This window comes from Actinomadura sp. 3N407 (genome assembly GCF_052245875.1).
Classification (GTDB): Bacteria; Actinomycetota; Actinomycetes; order Streptosporangiales; family Streptosporangiaceae; genus Spirillospora.
The window spans coordinates 52489-76769 of record NZ_JBQQBP010000008.1 but is presented as its reverse complement, the minus strand read 5'-3'; the positions used below and the strand labels follow the sequence as shown (position 1 = coordinate 76769).

The 24281-nt window shown below is 72.0% G+C and carries 23 protein-coding genes; 16 read left to right on the top strand and 7 right to left on the bottom strand.

The window, feature by feature from the left end:
• Window positions 1-11 precede the first annotated feature (11 nt).
• Complete coding sequence (locus tag ACTWPP_RS21220) at window positions 12-191, top strand: hypothetical protein (RefSeq protein ID WP_443106054.1); 180 nt, start codon at window positions 12-14, stop codon at window positions 189-191.
• Entirely contained in the window at window positions 188-388 is a 201-nt protein-coding gene (locus ACTWPP_RS21215) for a hypothetical protein (RefSeq protein WP_443106053.1), read from the top strand. Before ACTWPP_RS21220 ends, ACTWPP_RS21215 begins: the two co-directional genes overlap by 4 nt.
• A gap of 68 nt (window positions 389-456) precedes the next feature.
• On the opposite strand, the gene ACTWPP_RS21210 is transcribed toward ACTWPP_RS21215, so the two are convergent.
• The 3 genes from ACTWPP_RS21210 to ACTWPP_RS21200 are packed head-to-tail and all read right to left on the bottom strand — an operon-like array spanning window position 457 to window position 4216.
• Window positions 457-690, bottom strand: a complete 234-nt coding sequence (locus ACTWPP_RS21210; protein WP_443106052.1) for a hypothetical protein — start codon at window positions 688-690, stop codon at window positions 457-459.
• A gap of 14 nt (window positions 691-704) precedes the next feature.
• Window positions 705-2447, bottom strand: coding sequence for an ABC transporter ATP-binding protein (locus ACTWPP_RS21205; protein ID WP_443106336.1), 1743 nt, complete (start codon window positions 2445-2447; stop codon window positions 705-707).
• 2 nt (window positions 2448-2449) lie between these two features.
• Window positions 2450-4216 carry an ABC transporter ATP-binding protein gene (locus tag ACTWPP_RS21200; protein ID WP_443106051.1) on the bottom strand — a complete coding sequence of 589 codons (1767 nt, stop codon included), beginning with the start codon at window positions 4214-4216 and terminating at the stop codon, window positions 2450-2452.
• 251 nt (window positions 4217-4467) lie between these two features.
• Between ACTWPP_RS21200 and ACTWPP_RS21195 the strand changes: the two genes are divergently transcribed.
• From ACTWPP_RS21195 to ACTWPP_RS21175, 5 genes are all read left to right on the top strand, one after another.
• The gene (locus ACTWPP_RS21195) at window positions 4468-5145 is read left to right on the top strand and encodes a TetR/AcrR family transcriptional regulator (protein ID WP_443106050.1); all 678 of its coding nucleotides are present in this window, start codon (window positions 4468-4470) and stop codon (window positions 5143-5145) included.
• Between the two features lie 93 nt (window positions 5146-5238).
• Window positions 5239-6441: a hypothetical protein gene (locus ACTWPP_RS21190; protein WP_443106049.1), complete on the top strand. Its 1203-nt coding sequence runs from the start codon at window positions 5239-5241 to the stop codon at window positions 6439-6441.
• Window positions 6442-6614: 173 nt separating this feature from the next.
• Window positions 6615-7340 carry a hypothetical protein gene (locus tag ACTWPP_RS21185; protein WP_443106048.1) on the top strand — a complete coding sequence of 242 codons (726 nt, stop codon included), beginning with the start codon at window positions 6615-6617 and terminating at the stop codon, window positions 7338-7340.
• Window positions 7341-7392: 52 nt separating this feature from the next.
• Window positions 7393-7944: a hypothetical protein gene (locus tag ACTWPP_RS21180; protein WP_443106047.1), complete on the top strand. Its 552-nt coding sequence runs from the start codon at window positions 7393-7395 to the stop codon at window positions 7942-7944.
• Window positions 7945-8091: 147 nt separating this feature from the next.
• Window positions 8092-8934, top strand: coding sequence for an SAM-dependent methyltransferase (locus ACTWPP_RS21175; RefSeq protein WP_443106046.1), 843 nt, complete (start codon window positions 8092-8094; stop codon window positions 8932-8934).
• A 60-nt stretch (window positions 8935-8994) separates the two neighbouring features.
• Here ACTWPP_RS21175 and ACTWPP_RS21170 read toward each other — a convergent pair whose 3' ends face one another.
• The 3 genes from ACTWPP_RS21170 to ACTWPP_RS21160 are packed head-to-tail and all read right to left on the bottom strand — an operon-like array spanning window position 8995 to window position 12553.
• A complete protein-coding gene (locus tag ACTWPP_RS21170; protein WP_443106045.1) occupies window positions 8995-10617 on the bottom strand; it encodes a class I adenylate-forming enzyme family protein in 1623 nt (540 codons plus the stop codon).
• 12 nt (window positions 10618-10629) lie between these two features.
• Complete coding sequence (locus tag ACTWPP_RS21165) at window positions 10630-11085, bottom strand: hypothetical protein (RefSeq protein ID WP_443106044.1); 456 nt, start codon at window positions 11083-11085, stop codon at window positions 10630-10632.
• Window positions 11066-12553: an APC family permease gene (locus ACTWPP_RS21160; RefSeq protein ID WP_443106043.1), complete on the bottom strand. Its 1488-nt coding sequence runs from the start codon at window positions 12551-12553 to the stop codon at window positions 11066-11068. Before ACTWPP_RS21160 ends, ACTWPP_RS21165 begins: the two co-directional genes overlap by 20 nt.
• 206 nt (window positions 12554-12759) lie before the next feature.
• Between ACTWPP_RS21160 and ACTWPP_RS21155 the strand changes: the two genes are divergently transcribed.
• Complete coding sequence (locus tag ACTWPP_RS21155; RefSeq protein ID WP_443106042.1) at window positions 12760-13989, top strand: MAB_1171c family putative transporter; 1230 nt, start codon at window positions 12760-12762, stop codon at window positions 13987-13989.
• Window positions 13990-14053: 64 nt separating this feature from the next.
• On the opposite strand, the gene ACTWPP_RS21150 is transcribed toward ACTWPP_RS21155, so the two are convergent.
• The gene (locus ACTWPP_RS21150; RefSeq protein ID WP_443106041.1) at window positions 14054-15391 is read right to left on the bottom strand and encodes an aspartate aminotransferase family protein; all 1338 of its coding nucleotides are present in this window, start codon (window positions 15389-15391) and stop codon (window positions 14054-14056) included.
• A 176-nt stretch (window positions 15392-15567) separates the two neighbouring features.
• On the opposite strand from ACTWPP_RS21150, the gene ACTWPP_RS21145 reads away from it, so the two are divergent.
• The 8 genes from ACTWPP_RS21145 to ACTWPP_RS21110 all read left to right on the top strand — a co-directional run bounded on the left by ACTWPP_RS21145 (window position 15568) and on the right by ACTWPP_RS21110 (window position 24277).
• A complete protein-coding gene (locus ACTWPP_RS21145) occupies window positions 15568-16590 on the top strand; it encodes a Gfo/Idh/MocA family protein (RefSeq protein WP_443106040.1) in 1023 nt (340 codons plus the stop codon).
• Window positions 16591-16645: 55 nt separating this feature from the next.
• Entirely contained in the window at window positions 16646-17569 is a 924-nt protein-coding gene (locus ACTWPP_RS21140) for a Gfo/Idh/MocA family protein (RefSeq protein ID WP_443106039.1), read from the top strand.
• A gap of 3 nt (window positions 17570-17572) precedes the next feature.
• On the top strand, window positions 17573-18451 hold the full coding sequence (locus ACTWPP_RS21135) for a fumarylacetoacetate hydrolase family protein (protein WP_443106038.1): 879 nt from the start codon (window positions 17573-17575) through the stop codon (window positions 18449-18451).
• 126 nt (window positions 18452-18577) lie between these two features.
• Window positions 18578-20230 carry an ABC transporter substrate-binding protein gene (locus ACTWPP_RS21130; RefSeq protein WP_443106037.1) on the top strand — a complete coding sequence of 551 codons (1653 nt, stop codon included), beginning with the start codon at window positions 18578-18580 and terminating at the stop codon, window positions 20228-20230.
• A gap of 61 nt (window positions 20231-20291) precedes the next feature.
• A complete protein-coding gene (locus tag ACTWPP_RS21125; protein WP_443106036.1) occupies window positions 20292-21251 on the top strand; it encodes an ABC transporter permease in 960 nt (319 codons plus the stop codon).
• Complete coding sequence (locus tag ACTWPP_RS21120) at window positions 21248-22189, top strand: ABC transporter permease (protein ID WP_443106035.1); 942 nt, start codon at window positions 21248-21250, stop codon at window positions 22187-22189. Before ACTWPP_RS21125 ends, ACTWPP_RS21120 begins: the two co-directional genes overlap by 4 nt.
• Entirely contained in the window at window positions 22186-23262 is a 1077-nt protein-coding gene (locus ACTWPP_RS21115; RefSeq protein ID WP_443106034.1) for an ABC transporter ATP-binding protein, read from the top strand. Before ACTWPP_RS21120 ends, ACTWPP_RS21115 begins: the two co-directional genes overlap by 4 nt.
• Window positions 23249-24277, top strand: coding sequence for an ABC transporter ATP-binding protein (locus ACTWPP_RS21110; protein ID WP_443106033.1), 1029 nt, complete (start codon window positions 23249-23251; stop codon window positions 24275-24277). The genes ACTWPP_RS21115 and ACTWPP_RS21110 overlap by 14 nt, the downstream gene beginning before the upstream one ends.
• The last annotated feature ends 4 nt before the right edge of the window (window positions 24278-24281 follow it).

Genomic DNA, 24281 nt, shown 5'->3' with positions numbered 1-24281 from the left:
AACGAGGCGACATGACTGAGCAGACCCCAGACGGCGGCTTCAAAGGCACCGAGCGCGGCGGGGACGAAGAGGAGACCCCGGCCCGTCCGGCCCCGGACCAGTCCCACGATGACGACGGCGGCGAACTGCTCTCCCCTCCCGGTGCGGGCGGTCAGCGGCCGGAGGAGTTCAACCCCGACGACTTCGAATGACCCTGCCGGCCGGCACCCGCCCGGCCGGCGTCGGCACCCGCCCGGCCGGGCACCCGCCCGGCCGGCCGTTCTACGCCGCGACGCGGTCATCGATCCGCTCGGCCTGGGACGGCGGGCTGGGACGGCGCAGCACGGTGAGGGCGATGAGGGCGGCGGCGGCCAGGAGCGCGGCGCTGAGGGTGAGGCCGAGCGCGTAGCCGTCGTTGAGGGTCTCGGGCGTGGCGATCCGGCCGGTGCGGTGGTGGGCCGCGGTCGTTCACGAACATCACCCAGCCCCAGCCGGCGTACTCGGTGAGCAGGCCGCCCACCAGCACGCCGAGGGCGCCCTCCGGCGGCGTTCATCGCGCTCCATACCCCGAAGGCCCGGACGCGGGCCGAGGCCGGCGGCGATCCGCGGGAGCCCGACGTTCACGACCGTCAGGTCCAGCGACACCATGAACTGCACGACGGCCACCGCGGCGAGCGTGAGCCCTGGCCGGGAACGTGAACGATCCGTCATCGCGGACTCCTTCCTCAGCGAACGGTGGTGGCGGGCTCGGTCAGGCGCCAGCCGCGGGCGCGCTGGCGTTCTCGCCAGTAGTGGGCGTACCGGCCGTCGTGAGCGAGCAGTTCCTCGTGGACGCCCTCTTCCACGGCGCGTCCGTGATCAAGGACGACGATGTGGTCGGCCTCGCGCAACGTGTGCAGCCGGTGCGCGATCACCAGGACGGTACGGTCGCGTGACAGGGCCGCCATCGCCTGCTGCAGGGCGTGCTCGTTCTCGGCGTCCAGCGCGGCGGTCGGTTCGTCGAACAGCACGATCGGGGTGTTCTTCAGCAGGGCGCGCGCGATCGAGATGCGTTGCCGCTCGCCGCCGGACAGCCGGCCGCCGCCCTCCCCGACCGGCGCGTCCCAGCCGCCGGGGAGGCGTTCGGCGATGTCGTCGACCCGCGCGGTGCGGGCGGCGGCGTAGACCTCCTCGTCGGTGGCGTCGGGCCTGCCGATGCGCACGTTGTCGAGGATGGTTCCGTCGAAGAGGTAGACGTCCTGGAAGACCACCGAGATGAGCGACGTCAGGTCCTCGGTCCGCATCTCGCGAACGTCCACCCCGCCCACCCGCACCGTTCCGGCGCCGGGGTCGAAGAACCGCGCGATCAGCTTGATCACGGTCGTCTTGCCCGCGCCGGACGGACCGGCCAGTGCGGTCATCCGGCCCTGCGGCACCCGCATCGACAGTCCTGCCAGCACCGCTGTGCCGTCGTAGCCGAAGCGGACGTCGTCGAGTTCGATGTCGGCGCCGTCCGCCGGCCGGGTCACCTCGGGTTCGGGGAGCGTCTCGGTGGCGAGCAGCGCGTCGATCTCGGTCACCGCGTTCTGGGCGACCCGGATCGCGCCGCCGATCTCGGCGATGAACATGACCGGCTCGACGAACCGGGCCGCCAGCACCAGCAGCGCGATCAGTTCGGGCGTCCCCAGCGAGCCGTCGAGCGCCAGGTAGGTGCCCAGGGCCAGCAGCGTGATGAACGACGCCTGCGCGATGAAGCCGAGCCCGACGATGCCGGGGGTGCCGGCGCGCAGCATCCGGCGGCCGGCGGTGTGCTGCGCGGTGAGCGCGTCGTCGAGTGCGGTGTGCCCCTCCACCGTGCGGCCGAAGGCCCGCAGCACCGGCTGGGCGCGGGCGAACTCCACGATCCGCCCGGCGGCGTCGGCGTGGACGGTCTCCGCGTGACGATCGGCGGCCTGCATGCCGCGGCTCGCGATGCGGTACGTCATCGCCACCGCCACCGCGGCGACGGCCATCGAGATGGCCAGCCGCCAGTCGAACACGAACATGGCCAGCACCACGACCAGCGGCGTGACACAGGTCTCGACCAGCGGCCGCAGCAGATGCGCGGGCACCGACATGATGTCGACCACGCGCTGGGCGGCCAGGCGCCCGAGCCCGCCGACGCGGTCGGCGGTGAACCAGGCCAGCGGCAGCTGCGCGACCTTGTCGCCGATCCGGTGGTGCAGGTCGCGGCTCACGTCCGTACCCGTCTGGTGACCGGCCAGCGTCGCCGGATAGTTCACCGCCGCATAGCCGATCCACAGCACCGCGAGCGCGATCAGCCACGGCCAGGCCCGGTCCGGTTCGCCGCCGAGCACTTCGCGCAGGACCGGGACCAGCAGGACGAACGCCGCACCCTGCAGCAGCGCCGCGGCGGTCAGCAAGCCCAGCAACCGGCGCAGTGCGCCGTCGTGCTCCGGGCCGAGGGCGTTGAACAGCCGGCGGATCATCGTCACGCCCCCTTCTTCGCCGCGCCGGTCCCGGCGTAGGCGTCACGATCGTCGGTGTCCCCGAGCCCGGCCCGCTCCTGCAGCCGCCACATCCGCGCATACCTTCCATCGGCGGCGAGCAGTTCGCCGTGTGCGCCCTGCTCGACCATCCGGCCCTGTTCCAGCACCACGATCCGATCGGCGCCGGCCACCGAGGCCAGCCGGTGCGCGACGACGAGGACGGTCCGCCCCGCCGCCAACTCCGACAGTGCGTCCCGGATCAGCGCCTCCGATTCCGGGTCGGCATGTGCGGTCGCCTCGTCGAGCACCACGATCGGAGTGTCGGCGAGGAGCGCGCGGGCGATGGACAGCCGCTGCGCCTCACCACCGGAGAAGTCGACGTCCCGGCCGACCACCGAGTCGTATCCCCGCGGCAGCGCGCAGATGCGTTCATCGATGGCCGCCGCCCGAGCCGCGCGACGCACCGTTTCCTCGTCCGCTCCCGGACGGGCGAGGCGGATGTTGTCGCGCACGCTGGCCTCCAGGAGCCGAACGTCCTGCAGGACGAACGACACCAGCCGGTACAGCTGGTCCGGCTCGATGTCGCGCAGGTCGACACCGCCGATCGCGACGACTCCCGCGGTCGGGTCGAAGAACCGCGGCAGCAGCTTCGCCAGGGTCGTCTTGCCCGAACCCGACGTCCCGACCAACGCGGTCACGGTGCCCGGGTCGAGTGCCAGGTCGATACCGCTCAGCACGGGCCGGTCCGCGTCGTAGGCGAACTCCACCCCGGACAACTCCACCCGCAGACCCCCGCCACCGTCCGGCAGGCGCGGTGCGGTGGGCACCGCCAGCTCCGGCGCCGCGAGCAGGACGCCCACCCGCTTGGCCGCCGCACCGGCCATCTCCATGTCCTCGCCATGGAAGTCCAGCGCCTGCAGCGGCGCGGCCAGCCCCAGCCCGACGATCACGAACGGCAGCAGATCGACCGGGTCCAGCAGCCCGGCGGAGACGAGCGCCGTACCGCCGGTCAGCACGGTCAGCAGGATCGTGATCGGGCTCAACGCCAACGCCGAGGCCGCCGCCGCCCGGTTGTTCCGCGAAAGCCAGGCGCCGAGGAACTCCGCGAAGTCGTCGGCGGCCTGTGCGTACTGCCGATGCGCACGCTTGGCCTGCCCGAACATCTTCACCACCGCGATGCCCTCGACGAACTCGATGACGCTGCCGACGATGCGCTGCAGGGCCTGGTCGTAGGCCGCCATCCCCGCGGTCATGCTGATGATCCGCCGGGCGAACAGCACGACCCCGATCACGAGCGGAACCAGCACGATCAGCGCCATCCGCCAGTTCACCGAGAACAGGTAGACCAGCGTCACCAGCGACGTCACCAGGACGGCGGTGAAGCTCAGCAGCGAATGCGCCACCAGGTGGTGCATCGCGTCCACATCGTGCTGGACCGCCTTCCCGATACCGCCCGCGCCCCGGTCGGTGAACCACCCCAGCGGAACGCGGCCCAGCCGGTCGACCAGGCGCCGCCGCACCGACAGCTGCAAGGCCAGATCCGCCCGATGCGCGAGCGCCCCCGCCACGCTGGTCAGCAGCAGCCACACCACCAGCGCGCCCGCCGCGACCACGACGACCGTCCAGGCCCGGTCCCGGTCGACCGGGCCGGCCGCCAGCAGCACCCTGGCCAGCTCGGCCACCGCGACGAACGGCACCACGGCCGCCGCCGCCGCGACGGCCTGCAGCCCCATGGCCGCGCCCAGCGGCACCCGGACGGGCCGCAGCAACTCCCCGAGTCCTATGGCATCCGAAGATTCCGCCTGCCCCGATTTCACCGTGCCCCCTGCCCTTCCATCGCCCTGCGGCCCCGGCTCCGGCCCTGCCGGAGCCGGATCACGGCACCGGACGGGGCGATGTCCCTGATGGACTTTTCGAACATGTTCCGAAAGTAGCAGCGAGACCGGGCCGCTGTCGAGCGCGGAGGCGGGGAACCGCGCCGGTTTCGCGGCCGGGGACGACGGGACGGCATGATGGGACGATGTCCCGACCGCCCGCCCCGCACGGCCGCACCGGCCGCCCGCCCCTGACCTCACGTGCGCAGATCGTGGCGGCGGCCCGCAGGCTCATCGACCGGGACGGCTGGGAGCAGCTGACCGTCCGCCGGCTGGCCGCGGAGATCGGCGTCGGGGCCACGACCCTGTACCACCACGTGCGGAACAAGGAGGACCTGCTGGTCCTGGTGCTCAGCGACTACCTCGGCCAGATCGAACGCCCCCGGCTGCCCAGTGACCCGCGGGACCGCATCGTCGCCGCCGCCATCGCGATGCACGACGCCGCCGCGGCCTGGCCATGGGCCGCGGAGGTCGTCACGACCGACGGTTTCGTCGGTCTCCTCGACGAATCGGCCCTGTGGATGGTCGAGGACATCGTGGCCGCGGCCCACGACTACGGGTGCACACGCGCACAAGCCGTCTATGTCTTCCGCAGCATCTGGTACTACACCGTCGGCGAGGTCCTCGTCCGCGCCCACAGCGCCCGCCGCCGTGCCGGCGACCTGCGTTCCGCGTCCTTGAGCCACCTCGACGCGTCCCGGCTGCCGAACCTGGCCGCGATCGGCGACCAATGGGCCACCGTGGTCCAACAAGACACCTACGCCCAAGGACTCCGCGCGTTGGTCGACGGCCTGCTCGCACAAGCCACGTCGGCAACTCCCTGACCCCGGCGCGGGAAGGCGGCGCCGGGGCGCCGCAGGGGCATGGCGAAGCCCAGCGGCCGACGCCGTGGTCGGACCGGCGTTACGATCGCGCGCATGCCTGATGTCGATGCGGTCATTCCCGATCTGTCCGGACTCGACGTGCGCTTCGCGCGCCTTGCGGAGGAGTACGAGCGGCGCCGGACGGCCGCGCACGATGCGACCGTCCGGTGGGAGTGGTACTCCGGCGACGCGTTCGACCTACGCCCGCTCCATTACGAGCGGAACCTGGACAAGCCCGGCCGCCGCCTGGATGAACGCCCCGAGCCTGAGGCCGACCACCACAGGATCGGTTTCGACGCGAGCGGTCGACCCGCGGTCTTCGAGGAGTACAGCGGCTTCCTCCACGGCAAGCTCTACTACGAGACTTTCCGCGATTACGGGGAGGGGCGTGTCGAGCAGGCGCATTACTACGCCGCCAGCGATCCGATCTACCTGCATGAGTACCGCTACGAAGAGGGCCGGATCCGCTCAGCGTGGACGGCCGCGACCGGTGGCGCGGGCCACGAGGAGTACCACTACACCGGCGACTCCGTGACGCGGATCGTCGTCCACCATGGTGAGGCGCCGGGACGGCCAGGCGAGCGGGCGCTGCCGATCAGGCCATGGGAGACGATCAACGCCGCCCACGACAACGCCGGTCTGACCCGACTGGAGGTCGTCTGGCACGGCGGCCCCGTTGGCGGCGACGGAACCGAGCTCACGTACGAACGCCCTCCGGCCGGCTTCACCATCGACGCCGCCTGCGAGGCGGTACGGACGGAACTGGTCGCCCGGATTCCCGAGACGGTCGCCGGGCTGGACATGGCAGAGCCCGCCTATTGCGTCGCACTCGCGTACTTCCTCGGGGAGCCTGCGAAGTTCCTGGTGTATGTGGGCCTCGACGAATTGCGTGACGAGTTCCCGAGCCGTAAGTCCGAGGAGGACGAGCCCTGGGTCGGCTGGAACCCGGCCGACATCGGTGAGGACGTCATGCCCGACATGAGCGCGGTGCAGGAAACGGTCCGGCTTCTCGCACAGGAACTCAAGCTCGCGGACGCCGACGACTCGGAGGTTCTACGCGGAAGCGAACGCTCACGGGAGCTGGTCTGCGGCGTCGCACAGGACCTCAACGCCTTCGACTGGTCGGCCGTCCTACCCACCACCGACGACTTCGTCGTGTACGCGACCGACATGGAACAGGTCGACCTCGAACGCAACATGGCCGCCTGCCTCCCCCCGGCCCGCCTGGACGACCTCCGCGAACGCAACCTCCTCTGACCGGCCGTCCCGCGCTCGGTACCCGGTGCCGGGGCCTCCGCGGGGGGGGGTATCCGTTCGGCGGGTGTATTTGTGGCATAGGGGACGGGTTCCGGTGTTCGTCGCTAGAGTGGGCGGCGGCTTGGCCGGTGGGCGCCCGACTCGGGTGCGAGGATCCTGGCGGAGGCGTGGTCATGGTTGACGATCGGTCGTTCGCGGCGGTTCTGGACGACCTGTGCCTGCGTCCGCCGAGGCGCCGCCGCCCGTTCTCCAACGTCGAGGTCGCGCGGGCGGTCAACGAGATCGGTGGCGACATCACCGATGGCTATGTCTCACATCTGCGCAAGGGGCATCGCGACAACCCGACCCTGCAGACGATCCAGGATCTGGCCGCCGCCCTCGGCGTGTGCCCGGCCGCGTTCGTCGGCGGACGCAGGGAACGGGAGGGCGAGGAATGCCCGCGCCGCTCGTTCTCGGCCAAGTTGCGGCACCTGTTCGAGGCGATCTACCCGCCGGAGCAGGGGCCGTACACGCCCGAGGACGTCGCGGCCGCGATCAGCGCGGACGGGCGGTACGGATCGATCTCGGCGAGCCACATCAGGGAGCTGCTGCATCCGGTGGCGCCGCCCAACCCGCGGCTCAAGCACATGCTGGCGCTGGCCGACCACTTCGGGCTGGCCGATGACGGCGGCGGCCCGCAGGCCGCCTACTTCCTGGACGACCGGCTCGCCGCCGCCATCGACGCGGAGCTGGCCGATCTGGTGGCGCTGCGCGACGCCGGGGTGGTGGAGTTCGCGGCGCGGCTGGTCGAGCACGCCTCCACGTGGAGTCCCGAATTGCGCAGGCAGGCCGTCGACGCGATCACGCAGGCGGTGGAGTCGGGGGAGACCCGGTGGGTCTTCCCGCTGAGACGGGAGTGACCGATGACCAGGCGGCGCGTGTCACGAGCGGAGGCGGATCGCGATGGGCCGCATGAGCAGGCGTGAGCGCGGTGAACTGTGCGACGCGGTGATAGGGCGGTTCCGGACGCCGCGGGGCGTCACCCACCGGGAGCTGTGCCGCCGCACCGGTGAGGTGATGAGCGAGCTGCTCGGCGCGCAGGTCGAGTTGCGTTTCGTCGCGCTGAGCAACGCCCCGTTCAGCGGGGCCACCGTACGGCTGGCCGACGGCGGTTACGTGGTGTTCTGTGCCAGGTCGCGGTCCTGGTACCACCGGCTCGGCATCCTGCTGCACGAGCTGGCGCACGTGGTGCTGCGCCACCGGCTCGACACGGTCTCCGGCCATGGCGGGCTGCGCCGGCTCGCGCCGCATCTGCCGGGCCAGGCGGCGCGCATCGTCGCGGGACGCAGTGATCACGAGGCGGACGAGGAGCGGGAGGCCGAGGAACTGGCCGACATGATGCTGGAGCGGCTGACCGGATGGGGTCACCGGGAGGCCGAGCTGCCGTCGGCGGAGGCCACGCCGCATGTCCGGCGCATCGCCGAGGGGCTGGTCCACTACCCGGCGAAGGGCGACCGCCGCTGAACCGGATTCATACTGGCCTGGAGTGAGTCCTCGAATTATCGGTTTTGAGTTGAATTAGTCCTCCTTTGCTGGATACGCTGCCGCCAGGCAGCGCTACTGCCATCACGAGAGGGCGACTCCCATGCTCGTTGGGTACGACCGGGCTCGGTGGCATCATCGGGGACCGGCGCCGTGAACCTGTCCGCGATCGGAAGCCTCCGGCAGTGCGCCGACGGGTACGGCCCCAACGTCGCGCGAATGCACAACTACCTTCTCGACGGCAAGGATCACTTCGCGGCCGACCGGTCGGCCGTCGGCGATCTCCTGGAGCACGCGCCGGAGCTGTACGGTCTCGCGCGCGCCGAGCGGCTCTTCCTGATGCGCGGCGTGCGATGGCTGGCCGAACAGGCGAACATCGACCAGTTCATCGACCTGGGCTGCGGAATGCCGATCGGGCAGGCCGTCCATGAGCGCGCCACAGGGTTACAGGGGCGGCCCCGCGTGGTCTACGTCGACAACGATCCCGTCGTGGTGGCGCACGGGCGGGCGCTGCTGGACGACGGCGAGAACGTGGTCACCGTCCCGGGGGACGTCCGCGACCCGAAGCGCCTCCTCGGGGACCCGCGGGTGAGCTGCGTCATCGACTTCCGCCGGCCGGTCGCCGTGCTGTGCAGCGGAGTGCTGCATCACCTCGATGACGGCGAGCGCCCTCGGGACGTCGTGGACGCCTTCCGCGACGCGATGGCCCCGGGCAGCGCGCTGGTCGTCACCCACCTTTGCGGCGACCGCGCCGCCCCGCACGTCATCGACGCGGTCGAAGAGGTGTACGCCGCCGCCAACGCGCCGCTGACCTTGAGGAGCCGCGAGCGGATCGCCCGCCTGTTCGACGGGTTCAGCCTGACGACCCCCGACGTGACGGACGTCGCGCACTGGCCGAGCCCCCGCCCGCCGGCCCGGCGCAACAAGATCATGGCCTATGGCGGGATCGCGCGCCGCCCGCCCCGCATGTGACGCCGCCACCGCCGTCCCGCGCGTGACACCGCGCCGGCCGGCGGGCCGATCGGGCACCGGTCACGGGCGTGACAGGCGTGACAGATGCGCCTGGCGCAGTGCCGCCCTGTCGACCTTGCCCGTGAGCAGCAGCGGCAGTCCTTCGACGATCTCGAAGTGTTTGGGGACCTTGTGGCCGGCCAGCCGGGTGCGGCAGTGACCGGCCAGGTCGTCCGGACCGGCCTCCGCCCCCGGACGGGTCACCGCGAACGCGGCGCCCACCTCGTGGAACACCGGGTCGGGCACGGCCACCACGGCCGCCGCGACGACGTCCGGATGCGCCTCAAGGGCCATTTCGATCTCGCGGGGATAGATGTTGTAGCCGCCCGACTTGAACATCTCCTTCAGGCGGCCGACCAGCGTGAGGGTGCCGTCCGGGCGTTCCACCGCCAGGTCACCGGTGCGCAGGAACCCGTCCGGCGTGAACGCCGCGGCGGTCGCGTCCGGCGACCCGAGGTAGCCGGACATCAGGCACGGGTTGCGCACCTGGATCTCGCCGGGCGTGCCGGGCGGCACCGGCGACCCGCTCTCGCCGGCCAGCCGCAGTTCCAGCCGGGGGTCGGGGCGGCCGATCGTGGTGGCGAGCGTCTCGTCATCGGCGTCCGGATCGTTGTAGGCGACGGCGACGCAGCTCTCGGTCAGCCCGTACACGGAGGTGAGGCGCGCACCGGTCGCCCGCAGCGGCGCCACCAGCTCGCGCGGCAGCGGCGCACCGCCCCACGCGACGTACACCAGCGACGACAGGTCCGCCTCGGCGACCTCGGGACGCGCCATGACCAGCTGGAACATGGTGGGGATCTGGCCCCACAGGGTGATCCGCGCGCGTTCGACGGCCGCCGGGATCGCGGCCGGGTCGAAGTCCTCCATGAAGCACACGGCACCGCCCATGGCGAGCGGGACCGACACCACGTCCATGACTCCGCCCACATGGCTGACCGGCAGATTGGCCAGGGCCACGGCGGGCGAGTGGTACAGGCGCGTCGCCTGCAGGCGGCACCCCTCGGCGAACGCGCGGTGGCTGATGACGGCGCCCTTGGGACGGCCGGTCGTCCCGGACGTGTAGATGATCAGGCCGGGGCCGTCGTTCCCGCCATCACCGGACGTCGCGCCCTCACCGGGCCGCTCGTCCTCGCCGGACGGTTCGTCGGCGCGAGCGAGGAAGTCCTCGAACGGCACGGCGCCGGGGAACGAGCCGGTGAGCGCCACCGTCTCCCGCACCGAGCCGGCCGTGTCCCGCAGCGCGGCCATGTCCTCCCCGTACGAGCGGCCGCCGTGCTCGGCGAGCGAGACGAGCAGCACCGGCGCACTGTCGGTCACCACATGCAGCAGCTCGTCACGCGTGTACCGGGGATCCAGCCCCACCCACACCGCACCGACCCGGGAAAGGGCGAGGAACAGGGTCAGGAACTCCGGGCGCGGCGTGGTCAGCACGGCCACCCTGTCACCGTGCCGCACTCCTGAGGCGCGCAGCGCGGCGGCACAGCGGGCCACGTCGCCGGCGGCCCGCCGGTAGCTCCGCGGGGCGCGTCCGGTGCCGTCGAGCTCGTCCAGCGGCGCGCCGGGATTCCGGGACGCCCAGTGACCGAGGAAATCGGCCACCCTGCCCACCCGCGGCACGAGTCCCTCGCCGGGCGGCTCGGACATTGTCGGCCCTCTCTACTCCGGGATGACGAACAGTGAGATCCAGTCGGCGACCATCGCGGGGGTCTCGGCGTCCTCGACCTCCATGACGTTGCGGGTGAGCACGCGCAGCCGTCCGGGCTCCTTCTCGCGGGCCTCGACGAGGCGGGCGCGGAGCCGTACGCGCTCCCCGGCCAGCACCGGGCGGAGGAACCGCACCCGGTCGACGCCGTAGTTGAGCCCGTAGGCGCCCCGCAGGTCGAGTTCCAGTTCGCGTTTGTGGAACGCCACGAGCATCGACAGCAGCAGGAAGCCCGAGATGAGGCGGTCGCCGTACGGGTCGCCGTTGGACGGCGGAGCGCCGAGGAAGTCCTCGCGCAGGAAGGCGGCCTCGGCGAAGGCCCGCTCGTCGCCGGCGCCGAGCGGCACCCACTCCGAGCAGAACAGTTCCCTGCCGGTGAGTTCCTGGAGTTCACCGAGCGTGTGAACCATCGGCGTCCCCCATCTGGGGCGGTGTTGCGGCATCGGCGGGCGCCGCGCGGAGCGACCCTCCGATCCTGGCATAGCGGTCGGGGGCGGTGGTGCGCAGCCGCACCGCGTACAGCGCGGCGGCCACCGCGAGCAGCAGCGACAGGTACGGCAGTGTGTTGATCGCCACAGCGTCGCTGTGCGCCAGCGTGTCGAAGTTGGCCAGCAGCAGGACCGTCGCGGTGATGAGCCCGGCGCACCCGGCCAGAGGGAGGACCAGGGTCCGCACGGTCCGCGGGTCGCGGCGGCGGCGGAAGTAGACCACGCAGGCCAGCGCCGTCAGCATCTGCAGCAGCACGATGCCCAGCGTCGAGAGCCCGCTCATGACGGTGACGAGGTTGCGGTACGGGTCAAGCCCGGCGGTCGCGAACGCGGCCACGACCACCAGGGTGAACCCGGTCTGCGCCAGGCTCGCCGCGTACGGGGAGCGGTGCCGCGGGTGGACGCGGTCCAGCCGTGTGAAGACCAGCCCGTCGCGTCCCAGCGTGAACAGGTAGCGGCCCGCCGCGTTGTGCGAGGCCAGAAGCGAGGCGAACAGGCTGGTGATGACCAGGAGACCGAACAGGGCCTCGGCGCTCGCGCCCAGGAGGTCCGCGGTCAGGTTGAGCATGAGCTCGCCTTCCTGGGCGTCGGCCACCGCGCGCGCCCGGTCCGCGCCCAGCGCGCCGACCGTCAGCCAGCTCGTCACCGTGTAGAACAGCCCGATCACCAGCACCGCCGCGTAGGTGGCCCGCGGCACCGAGCGCTCGGGGGTGCGGCTCTCCTCGGCGTAGATCGCGGCGGCCTCGTACCCGACGAAGGAGCCGAAGGCGAACATGAACGCCACGCCCGGCGCCCCGGACAGCACCGTGGACGGCTCGAACGACACGGCGGTGAAGGCGCCCGCCCCCCGGTCGGCCAGTATCGCCAGGTCGACGGCGAACAGCATCCCGACCTCGCAGGTCAGCAGCACGGCGAGCACCTTGGCGGACAGGTCGACGGCGCGGAAGCCCAGCACGGCCATGACCGCGATCCCCGCCGCGCTGTAGGCCCACCACGGTCCCGGCGCGCCGCCCTCGATGGTCAGGAAGTAGCCGATGCCCCCGGCGAGCGCCGCGACCAGGCCGTTGTAGCCGATCAGCGCGAGCACCGCGCCCGCGGCGGCGGCGGGACGGCCCAGCCCGCGGGCGACGTAGGCGTAGAAGCCACCGCCTCCCGTGACCGTCCGCGCCATGGCCGCATACCCGACCGAGAAGCACAGCAGGGTGAGCGTGGCGACCAGGTAGGTGCCGGGCACCCCGGCCCCGTTCCCCACGCCCATCGACAGGGGGACCGTTCCCGCCATCGCCACCAGCGGCGCCGCGGCCGCGACGACCAGAAAAACGATCTTGGGTGTGCCCAGGGTCCGTTCGAGCTCTACCGGCACGTCCGCCCCGCCGGTCTCGGCTGCCATGCGCCCCCCACTCCCGAACCCCGGCCTCCACATCGCCTTAGATTTCCCACATTTCCGACAAACCGGCAAGGCGGTCCGTCCCCGCCATTCGGCCGGACGGTTGGACGGCCGGCGAAAGAATTCAGCCGCACTTGTGGGGCATCTCGGTGGCGCGCCGGCCGCGAACCGTGGATGTTGGGAGACCCGGAGCCGGAGGAGGGATCACGATGATCATGAACATCGCCTTCCCGCTGTGCGGCGTCATGCTCACGATCATCTTCCTCTACAAGCTGCGCTACCTGCGCTCGCGGTGGAGCAGTGCCCGGGTGTGGGCGTTGTGCGCCACGGTCTTCTGTTTCGGTGTCACGATGTGGTCGGCGTTTCCGGCCAGCGTCAAGGTCATCAACCGGGCCACCGGCATTCCCAACGTCGCGGAGTTGCTCGCCGCCGTGGGCCTGGCCGCGCTCGGCGGTTCGTTCCTCGTGCTGGCGTTGCTGTGGCGGTACTCGACGGTGCAGGCGTGGCCGCGGATCCGCTGGGTCCTGCTGGCCTATTCCCTCGTCATCGTCAGCATGGTCGTGCTGTTCGCGCTGTCGGAGGTGCCGGAGGAACGTCCCGTCGACTTCACGTTCCACTACGCCACGCACCCGACCGTCGCGGCCATGTACACGATCTACTACGTGGCCACGTTCATCGGATCGACGATCCTGACCCGCTGGTGCTTCACCTGGTCACGACAGCCCGACTACGCGAACCTGCCTTATCTGCGCCGAGGCCTGCAGCTCTATGGCGCGGCCGGCTTCGTCCTGGTCGTGTACCCGCTGCTGCGCCTTCTGACGATGGCCGCGAACTGGCTGGGATCCTCGGCCCTGGACCCGATGGGCAACCTCGTGCCGGTCATCGCGTCGCTGGCCGGATGCTTCTTCCTGACCGCCGCCCTGGTGGTCCCGGTATGGGGACCGCGCTGGTCAGCCGCCCGGCGCGCGATCGGCCTGTGGGCGAGGTTCCGGACGCTGCGGTCGCTGCACCGCGATCTGCGGGAGGTCAACCCGCACGCCGTCTTCGTCGCGCCGGGCAGGCGGCTGGACGTCCAGCACCGGATCCGCCGGACGCTGATCGAGTTGAGCGATTGGAGATGGACGCTGAGCCCGCTGTTCGACCCCGCCGTCGAGGAGACCGCCTGCCGGCTGGGCGAGCGGCAGGGCCTCAGCGGCGAGCAGCTCACCACCACGGTCGAGGCCGCCCAGCTCAAGGCCGCCCTGGACGCCCGGCGGCACGGCGTCCGGATCAAGGACGCGGCCGCGGAGGACCGGTTCGGCGACGAACGCGACGGCATCGACCTTCACAGCGAACTCGCCTGGTGGTGCCAGGTCGCGCACGCCTACCGCAGGTCGGCCACGGTCGAAGGCGTCCTCACCGAGGTCCGCCGCCCGACCGTCACCACGCCTCCCTCCTAGGCGGGCCGGGCGGCCACGCTCCGGCGGGACGGTGCCCGCCCGTGGCCCCCTCGGCGGGACGGGCCTACCGCGCCCGAGTGAGCAGCCCGTCGTCGCGGATCGTGCGGAGGACGTCGCGGGCCGCTTCCAGTGTGCGGTCGATGTCCTCTGCCGTGTGGGCGGCGGAGATGTGGTTGCGCTTGAGCGTGAGAGGGAGCATCAGGAAGCCGCGGTCGGTCATGCGGCGGTGGAAGGCCACGTAGGCGTCGTTGTTGTTGCGCATGAGGTCGCGGTAGCCGCGGATCGGGGACTCGGCGAAATAGAGGGCGAACACCCCGCCGAAGCCCGCGGCGGTGCCCGCGATGCCGAGTTCCGCGCAGATCTCGGTGAGACCCGCGCGCATGCGGTCGCCGAGGGCATGGGTGCGCTCGTAGAAGTCCGGGTGGTCGCGCAGGTACGTGATGGTGGCGATGGCCGCGGTGGACGAGACGGGGTTGCCGTTGAAGGTTCCGGCCAGCAGGACGTCCCCGCCCGCGGAGCTGAAGTGCTCCATCAGGTGCCGGGGACCGGCGAGGCCGGCGATCGGATGGCCGTTGCCCATCGCCTTGCCGAAGGTGGTCAGGTCGGGCATGACGCCGCAGATCTGCTGGTAGCCGCCGAGCGCGTGGCGGAACCCGGTGATCACCTCGTCGAAGATCAGCAGTGAGCCCCGCTCGGCGGTCAGGGCGCGCAGCCCCTCCATGAACGCCTGGGCCGGGAGCAGGGCGCCGACGTTGTGCGGGATCGGCTCCATGATCACAGCCGCGATCCGGTCCGGGTGCGCCTCGTACAGGGCGCGGACGGAGTCCAGGTCGTTGAACTCGGCGATCAGCGTGGAGTCCAGCGCCTCGGGCAGGATGCCGCGCGAGAGCGGGTCGCTGCCGTAGGCACGGTCCGGCGCGGAGATCACGTTGCGGGCGACGGCGTCATGCCAGCCGTGGAAGCCGCCCTGGAACTTGACGATCAGGGGGCGGCCGGTGACCGCCCGGGACAGCCGGATCGCCTGCGCGGTGGCCTCACTGCCCGACATCGCCGAGATCATCTGCTCCGCGGACGGGATCGTCTCGGCGACCAGCCGGGCCAGTGCGATCTCGGGTTCGCTGACCCCCCAGCCGACGAGGTCGAGGCCCCCGATGGCGGTGCGCACCGCGTCGTCCACCTCGGGCGCGGCGTGGCCGAGCAGGATCGCGCCGAACGCCGCGTGGTAGTCGAGGTAGCGGCGGCCGTCGGCGTCGGTGACGTACGCGCCGGACGCCGCGGTCAGTGCGTGCGGCGCGCCGACCAGGCGGGTCGCGGAGTTGACGCCGCCGGGGATCACGGTCCGCGCGGCGGCGAGCAGTTCCGCGCCGCGGGACCTCTGCCCGGCCAGCTCGGCGGTGGTCATTCTGGAGGCCCCCCAGGTGATTGGCAAGTGGCTGGAGCTGTCCGGTCGAATAGTTCATGGAAAGGCGTTCCATGTCAACAGCCGAGTTGGCAGATCGTGGCCTGAACAGGAAACTTCAAGGTTTTATTCGTTCACCACTTGACATGCAAATGGTTGGGGGCTCAGGATCCGTCGACATGGAATACCATTCCGTGCCGGTCCGGGTACTGGTCGTCGGCACCGGTTTCATCGCCGCGCAGCACGCCGCCGCGATCCACGCCGAGCCGCGGCTGGAGCTCGCCGGCGTGGTCGACATCGACCCCGGCCGGGCCGCCGCGGCGTCCCGCGCCAACGGCGGCGTGCCGGCCTTCACCGACCTCGCCGGCGCGCTGGCCGAGACCGGCGCCGGCGGCTGCGTCGTGTGCACCCCGAACGACACGCACGCCGGCATCGCCGTCCAGGTCGCCGAGGCGGGCGCCCATCTGCTGATCGAGAAGCCGCTCGCCACCGACGTGGCCGGTGCCCGCCGCGCCGTCGAGGCGTTCGCCGCGGCCGGGCGGGTGCTGATGCCCGCGCACAGCCACCGCCACTACGACTACGCGCGAACGGTCCGGGACGTGCTGCGCTCCGGCGAGCTGGGCACGGTCGACCTCGTCCGGCTGTCCATCCTCGGCGGCTGGATCTGGCCGGACTGGCGCGGCTGGATGCTCGACCCCGCCCGGTCCGGCGGGCACGCCCTGCACAACGGCGTCCACCTGCTGGACCTCGTCACCTGGTGGACGGGCGACACCCCGGAGACCGTGTACGCGCGCGGCCGCCGCCAGACCGCCGCCGAACTCGGCATCCACGACTACCTGGAGATGACGGTCGGGTTCGCGGGCGGCGCGACCGCCGTGTGCGAGATGAGCCGCGGGCACCGTCCCGCCTCACTCGCCCGCCGCGACGTCATGGTCGCCGGCACCGGCGGGATCCTGACGCTTCCCTGGGACGCCGAGGCGGGAACCGTCACCGACGAGACGGGCACGGCGCTGCTCCCGCCCGGCGGCACCGACGGGTTCGCCGCGCAGATCGCCGCCTGGGCCGACGCCGTCACCGGAGGCCCGCCCGCCGTGACGGGCGCGGACGGGCTGCTGGCCGTGGCCATGGGCGTCGCCGCCGAACGATCGATCGCGACCGGCCTGCCCGCCCGGGTCGCCGACGTGCTGAAGGAGGCCTTTTGATGAGCGGAGCGAACCGGGGGGTGTGGGGGGCCGTGCCCCCACGAGGAGGCGCGTCATGCGCGCGCTGAGGGTGCTGCCCTGGGGGTCCGGCGGGTTCGGGACCCAGGATCACCAGCACGACATGTACCTTCCCGCGTTCCAGGAGCATGCCGGGTTCACGGTCGTGGAGAGCGGGCTTCCCGACCTCACGGACGCCGTCCGCGAGACGGGCGCCGAGGTCGTGTGCGTGTGCGCGCCGCCGGCCGAGCGTGCCGCCAGTGTCATCGAGGCCCTGCGCGCCGGCTGCCACGTCCTCGCCGACAAACCCCTCGCCCTGGACGCGGCGGGCGTCGAGGCGATCGCCGCGGCCGCGGACGAGACGGGCCTGGTCTGCATGCCCGCGCACCACCACCGGTTCGGCGCCGCCGTCCAGGCCGCCAAGGGCGCGCTCGCCTCGGGACGGATCGGGCTGCCCTGGAACGTCCAGGCCGACTTCCTCGTCGACGGCGGCGACCCGTGCCCGGACGGCGAACTCGTCAACTTCGGCCTCTACCCCGTGGACGTGGTACGGGCCCTCACCGGGCAGGCGGTCCGCCGCGTGCACGCCCTGCCGGGCCGAGACCACGGGCGGCTCACCGTCCTGCTGCTCGACCACGAGCACGGCCTGACCAGCACGATCACCGTCGGCCGCCTGCGCGGCACCGCGGACGCTCCGGGCATGGCGCTGCACCGTTACCGCATCAGCGGGTCCGGCGGAGTCATGGACGTCGACGCCGCCAGGCCCGGCGCGTCCGTCCGGACGGTGACGGGTAACCGCGCCGCCTGGCACGGCCCCGGCACCGTCGGCCGGATGCTCGGCGCCCTCCACACCGCCGTCGTCACCGGGCGTCGGCCGGAGGCCGGCCCAGCCGACGCCCTCGCCGCGCTGCGCGTCACCGGCGCCGCGGCCCGTTCCCTCGCCCTCGGCACGCCCGTGCCGATCGACTCCCCGGAGGTCTGACCCATGAAGCTCGCGACGTACCGCCTGCCGGACGGCGGCGGAGTCCGCCACGGCGAGATCGTCGACGGCGGCCGCGTCACCGACTTCGGCCCCGGCGACCTCCTGCCCGTGGTCGCCTCGCTCGCGGCCGGCGCGCCCGGCCCCTCCGGCCCGGTGCCGTCCGGCGGAGCGGCCCACGCCCTGGACGAGGTGACCCTGCTCGCGCCGCTGCTCCGTCCGGGCAAGGTCCTCGCGGTCGCCGCGAACTACCAGGAGCACGTGACCGAGACCGGCGGGGAGCGGATCGACAAGACGCGGATCTCGCCGCGGCTGTTCATCAAGCCCGCCACCTCCGTCAGCGGCCCCGGCGAGGAGATCGCGCTGCCGTCCGTGAGCCCCGCCATCGACTGGGAGGCCGAACTGGTCGCGGTGATCGGACGCGGCGGCAAGGACATCCCGGTCGAGGACGCCCTGGACCACGTCGGCGGCTACACGATCGGCAACGACGTGTCCGCCCGGAAGATGGACTACGGCCACGAACGCGACACCGAGGACCCCGCGGTCGCGTTCTTCGACTGGCTGAACGGCAAGTGGCTCGACGGGTTCGCCGCGCTCGGCCCCTGCCTCGTCACCGCCGACGAGGTGCCCGACCCGCAGAGGCTCGAGGTGATCCTCGAGGTCAACGGGCGGGTCCGGCAGCACGGCGACACCGGTCAGATGATCTTCAACGTCGCGGAGCTGGTGGCGTTCGCGTCCCGGCTGATGACGCTGGAGCCCGGCGACGTGCTGTACACCGGCACGCCGTCCGGGGTGGGGATGGCATCGGGGGAGTTCCTGTCCGCAGGCGACGAGATGACGGTCCGCGTGACCGGGCTCGGAAGCCTGGTGAACCGCGTCCGCTGAGCGGACCCAATGAATACTTTTCATCCTCGGTAGCCGCCACAGGCCATGTCCTCGTGGAAAGGCCGGATGAAAAACATTCAGTGGCCGGGCGGATTCCCGGCCACCGCCGAGAAGAGGGCAAGTCAAATGATCATTCGTTCCGGCGGAACGAGGGCCGGCAGATCGAGGACGGGCAGAGCCGGACGGTGCGCCGCGGCGGTACTGGGCGGCGTGCTCGCGGCCGGTGTGATCGCCGCCTGCAGTTCCGACCCGACGCAGAAGTCCTCCGGCGGGGACGCGGGCGTGCTGAACATGTACCTGTACCAGAAGCCGAAGACGTTCAGCCCGCTCGCACCGAACAACGGGCCCGACCAGCTCGTCATGTCGTTCATCTTCGACTCGCTGTACGGCTCGGACGCGTCCTACGCGCTGAAGCCGCACCTGGCCGCCGCCGCGCCCGAGATATCGGACGACGCCAAGACGATCACCATCGAGCTGAAGCCGGGCCTGAAGTGGAGCGACGGGAAGCCGCTCACCTCCAAGGACGTGGTGTTCACCTACAACGCCCTCGCCGACCCGGAGACGGGCAGCGCGCAGGCGGGCAAGTTCGCCGCGGTGACCGGCGCGAAGGATCTCGCGGACGGCGAGGCCGACTCCCTCAAGGGCGTGACCGCGCCCGACGCCACCACCGTCGAGATCACCACGACGCGGCCGGCGGCGGGACTGCCCGGGCTGATCGGCAACACGCCGATCCTGCCCGAGCACGTCCTCGGTGAGGTCCCGGCGGAGGGGCTCGGCGACAACGGCTTCTTCACCAAGCCGACCGTGGGCTCCGGAGCGTTCACGTTCGTCGACTACAAGACCGACCAGTACGTGGAGCTGAAGGCCAACCCCGACTTCCGGGAGCCGGTCTCGATCAAGAAGGTGTACCTGAAGCCGGTCACCTCCGACGTGGCGACCGCCCAGCTCCGCACCGGCGAGATGGACCTCACCCAGGTCTCGCCGACCGACCTGCCGACCGTGAAGAAGATGGACGGCGTCAAGGTCGTGTCCGCCAACAGCCCCGGCTTCACCCGGATCGCCGTCAACCAGTCCCAGGACCGGTTCAAGGACGCGCGGGTCCGGCAGGCGTTCCTCACCGCGATCGACCGCAAGGGACTGGTCGGCAAGGTGCTCGGCGGTGCCGGGACGGTCGTCAACTCCAGCTTCCACGGCGACATCGCCTCGTCCGCCGCCAACGACTACGCCTACGACCCGGCGAAGGCCAAGAGCCTTCTCGCGGAGGCGGGCTGGGACGGCTCCAAGCCCGTCACGCTGTCGTGGATCCCCGGGCAGCGCGACCGCGACACCGCGGTGACGGTGATCCAGAGCCAGCTCAAGGCCGTCGGCGTGGACGTGAAGCTGAAGCAGGTGCAGGCGGACGAGCTGCTGTCGTCCTACGAGGAGAAGTCGTACGACATGGCGCTGTTCGGCGGCGGCAACTACGCGACCGAGCCGTCGACCGTCGCGACCATCGACGCCTGCGACCAGGGCTACCCGGCGGGCGGCAACGTCGCCCACTTCTGCGACCCGGAACTGGACGAGCTGCTGTCCAAGGCCGGCTCGGTCGCCGACCCGGTGGAACGCAGGGGCCTGTTCCAGCAGGCCGCCGAGGTCGAGAACGTGCAGGTGCCCTACCTGTGGCTCTACAACCCGGACACGGTCTGGGCCTACCGGACGCGCCTGTCCGGCTTCGAGCCGTCCGGCCTCCCGACGAACGAGGTCGGGACCTGGGACTTCGCGAACTGGAAGCTGAGCTGACCGGTGCCGGGCCGGGGCCGCACGCCCCGGCCCGGCCGGTACCGACGAGAGGAGGTGAGGCGTGGCGGCCTACGTCATCCGGCGCCTGCTGGTGAACGCGTTCGTGTTCGTGCTGATCAGCATCGGGATCTTCGTGCTGGTGCGGGTCGCGCCCGGCGACCCGGTCCGCATGATGGTCGACCCGGAGCAGATGCGCGGCGGCGGCGCCGCGTTCATCGAGGCCAAGCGGCACGAGCTGGGCCTGGACCGGTCCGTCGTCGTCCAGTACGGCCATTGGCTGTCGGGCGCGCTGCACGGCGACTTCGGATACTCCTACGTCGGGCACCGTCCCGTCTCGGCGGTCCTCGGTGAGCGGGTCGGGCCGACGCTGCAGCTCATGGGCGCCGCACTGGTGGTGGCCCTGGTGGTGTCGATCGCGCTCGGCGTGGCCGCCGCGGTGCGCCGCAACACCGCGGTCGACTACGGCGCGACCGTCCTCGGCCTGGCCGCGGTGTCGGTGCCGCCGTTCTTCCTCGGCATCGTCGGGATCTACCTGTTCTCGCTGAAGTGGGGCGTGCTGCCGTCCGCCGGCATGACGACGCCGGGCGACGGCGGGCCCGTCGACCAGCTCCGGCATCTGATCCTGCCGGGGCTGATCCTGGCGTTCGTGACCGCGGGGCCGTTCACTCGTTACGTGCGCGGCGGCCTGGTGGACGAGCTGGGCGCCGACTATGTCCGGACGGCCGAGGCGAAGGGCGCGTCCCGGGCCCGCGTCGTCATGCGGCACGCGCTGCACAACTCGCTGATCCCGCTGATCACGGTGGTGATGTACCAGATCCCGCAGATGCTGGCGGGCGCGGTGGTGATCGAGCAGGTCTTCGCCTGGCCCGGCATGGGGCAGCTCGCGGTCAGCTCGATCGGCCAGCACGACTACCCGGTCATCGTCGGGTTCGCGCTGTACGTGGCGGTCCTCGTGCTGCTCTGCAACCTGATCGCGGACGTCCTGTACGCCGTCGTCGACCCGAGAGTGAGCCTGCGATGACCGCGACGCCCGCCGGCGCGCCGGCAGGGAAGGTGGGAAAGAAGCCGTCCATGGAGAAGGGGCCGGGGCCGGGCGGTGCCGGCCGAGGCGCGTCCGCGTCGCCCCGGGCGCGGGCGGTGCGGCGGTTCCGGCGCAACCGGCTCGCCGTCGCCGGGAGCGCCGTGCTCGGCGCCGTGGTGCTGGTGCCGCTGCTGGCACCGCTGATCGCCGGGCATCCGAACGCGGTGGACCTGGACGCGGTACGGCAGGGCCCGTCAGGCGCGCACTGGTTCGGCACCGACACTTCGGGCCGCGACGTGTTCGCCCGCACCCTGCACGCGGGACGGGTGTCGCTGCTGGTGGGGCTGGCCGCCGCGCTCGGCGCCGTCGTGGTCGGCACGCTGTTCGGCTCGGTCTCCGGCCTGTTCGGCGGCGTGATCGACAACGTGATCATGCGGATCGCCGACATCGTGATGTCGTTCCCCACCGTCGTGGTGATCCTGGTGCTCGCCGGGATCGTCGGGCCGAGCGTGACGGTGCTGATCGTCGCCATCGGGTTGACGCAGTGGCCGGTCGCCGGCCGGGTGGTGCGCGGCGTGACCATGTCGCTGCGCGACCGCGAGTACATCCAGGCCGCCGAGGCGTCCGGCGCGAACGCGTGGTGGCTGATCCGCAAGCACATCGTCCCCGCGGCGCTGGCGCCGGTCACGGTGACCGGCACCCTCGCCGTCGCACAGGCGATCATGCTGGAGACGACCGCGTCCTTCCTGGGGCTCGGCGTCCGGCCTCCGCAGGCGAGCTGGGGGAACATGCTGAACGACGCGCAGAACCTGACGCTGATCCAGACGATGCCGTGGCTGTGGATACCGCCGGGCGTCGCGATCGCGGTGACGGTCCTCGCCGTCAACTTCGTGGGGGACGGCCTCCGCGACGCGGTCACGCCGGGAGGACGCACATGACCGCCCCCGCGAAGAGAGAACCCGTGACCGGCCCGCTGCTGGAGATCGAGGACCTGGTCGTCGAGTTCGCGGGCGACGAGGAGACCGTCCGGGCCGTGGACGGCGCCGGGTACACCGTCGCGCCCGGCGAGACGCTCGGTGTGGTCGGCGAGTCGGGTTCGGGCAAGAGCGTCACCGCGATGTCCGCGCTCGGGCTGATCAGGCCGCCGGGACGGGTCGTCTCGGGACGGGTCGTGTTCGACGGATCCGACCTGCGCGCGATGGCGCCGCGCGAGCTGCGGAGGCTGCGCGGCGGCCGGATCGCGATGATCTTCCAGGATCCGACGACCGCGCTGAACCCGGTCATGTCGATCGGTGCGCAGATCGGCGAGGCGCTGCGGCTGCACCGGCGCGGCATGTCGCGGGCGAAGGCCCGGGCGCGGGCCGCCGAGCTGCTGACCCTCGTCGGGGTGCCGGGGGCGGAGCGGCGGCTGAAGCAGTACCCGCACGAGTTCTCCGGCGGGATGCGGCAGCGCGCGATGATCGCGATGGCCATCGCCAACGACCCCGACCTGCTGATCGCGGACGAGCCGACGACCGCGCTGGACGTGACCGTCCAGGCCCAGGTGCTGGACCTGATCCGGCTGACCCGGCGGGAGACCGGCGCCGCGACCGTGCTGATCACCCATGATCTCGGCGTGGTCGCCGAGCTGGCCGACCGGGTCGTGGTGATGTACGCCGGGCGGGTCGTCGAGCACGGCGCCGTCGCGGCGATCTTCGACTCGCCCCGGCACCCCTATACGCGGGGGCTGCTGGAGAGCCTGCCCGCGCTGGACGGCGAGGCCGGCGACCTCACCCCGATCCCGGGGTCCCCGCCGGCGCCGGGGGAGATCGCGGAGGGCTGCGCGTTCGCGCCGCGCTGCCCGATGGCGCGGGACCGGTGCCGGGTGGAGCGTCCGGAGCTGGTGCAGCTCGGCGCAGTTGCCGGGGGGCGTGGGGGGTCGTCCCCCCACCTGGAAACAGGCGCGGGACGCGGGAGCGCCTGCCATTTCCATCACGAGCTGGCGGGGGAGGAGACCGATGCCCGAGCTTGAGAAGGCGGTGCCCGCGGCGCCGGACGAGGTCCTCGGCGTCACCGGCCTCACCAAGCACTTCCCGGTGCGGTCGGGACCGCTGCGCCTGCGGACCGGCAGCGTCCACGCCGTCGACGGCGTCGACTTCTCGCTGCGGGCCGGGCGAACGCTCGGCCTGGTCGGCGAGTCCGGCTGCGGCAAGACGACCACGGGACGGATGGTGGTGCGGCTGCTGGAGCCCACCGCCGGGCGGATCGCCGTGGCCGGCCGGGACGTCACCCGCGCACGCGGCGCCGAACTCCGCGCCCTCCGGCAGGACCTGCAGCTGGTTTTCCAGGATCCGTACGCGTCGCTGTCGCCGCGGATGACCGTCCACGACATCATCGCCGAGCCGCTGCGCGTCCAGGGCCGCTACGACGACGGGGGCCCGGAACGGGTCGCCGAGCTGCTCGACATGGTCAGGCTCGCGCCCTCGCACGCCCGCCGGTACGCGCACGAGTTCTCCGGCGGGCAGCGGCAGCGCATCGGGATCGCCCGCGCGCTCGCCCTCGGCCCGAAGGTCCTGGTGCTGGACGAGCCGGTCAGCGCGCTGGACGTGTCGATCCAGGCGCAGGTCGTCAACACGCTGCGGGAGCTGCAGCGCGAGCTGGGCGTGGCGTACCTGTTCATCTCGCACGACCTGTCGGTGGTGCGGCACGTCTCGCACGAAGTCGCCGTGATGTACCTCGGGACGATCGTGGAGCGCGGCACCCGGGACGAGATCTTCCGGAGCCCGGCCCACCCGTACACGCAGGCGCTCCTGTCGGCCGTGCCGCGCCCGCGGCCGGGCACCCGCGACGGCCCGGAGCGGATCATGCTGACCGGCGACGTGCCGAGCCCGATCGACCCGCCGTCCGGCTGCCGGTTCCGCACCCGCTGCTGGAAGGCGCGCGACATCTGCGCGACGCAGACGCCGCCGCTCGTCGAGCGCGACGGTGTCGGCCATCCGGCCGCCTGCCATTTCGCCGAACCCGCCGATGTGCTCGCCGCCACCTGACCCG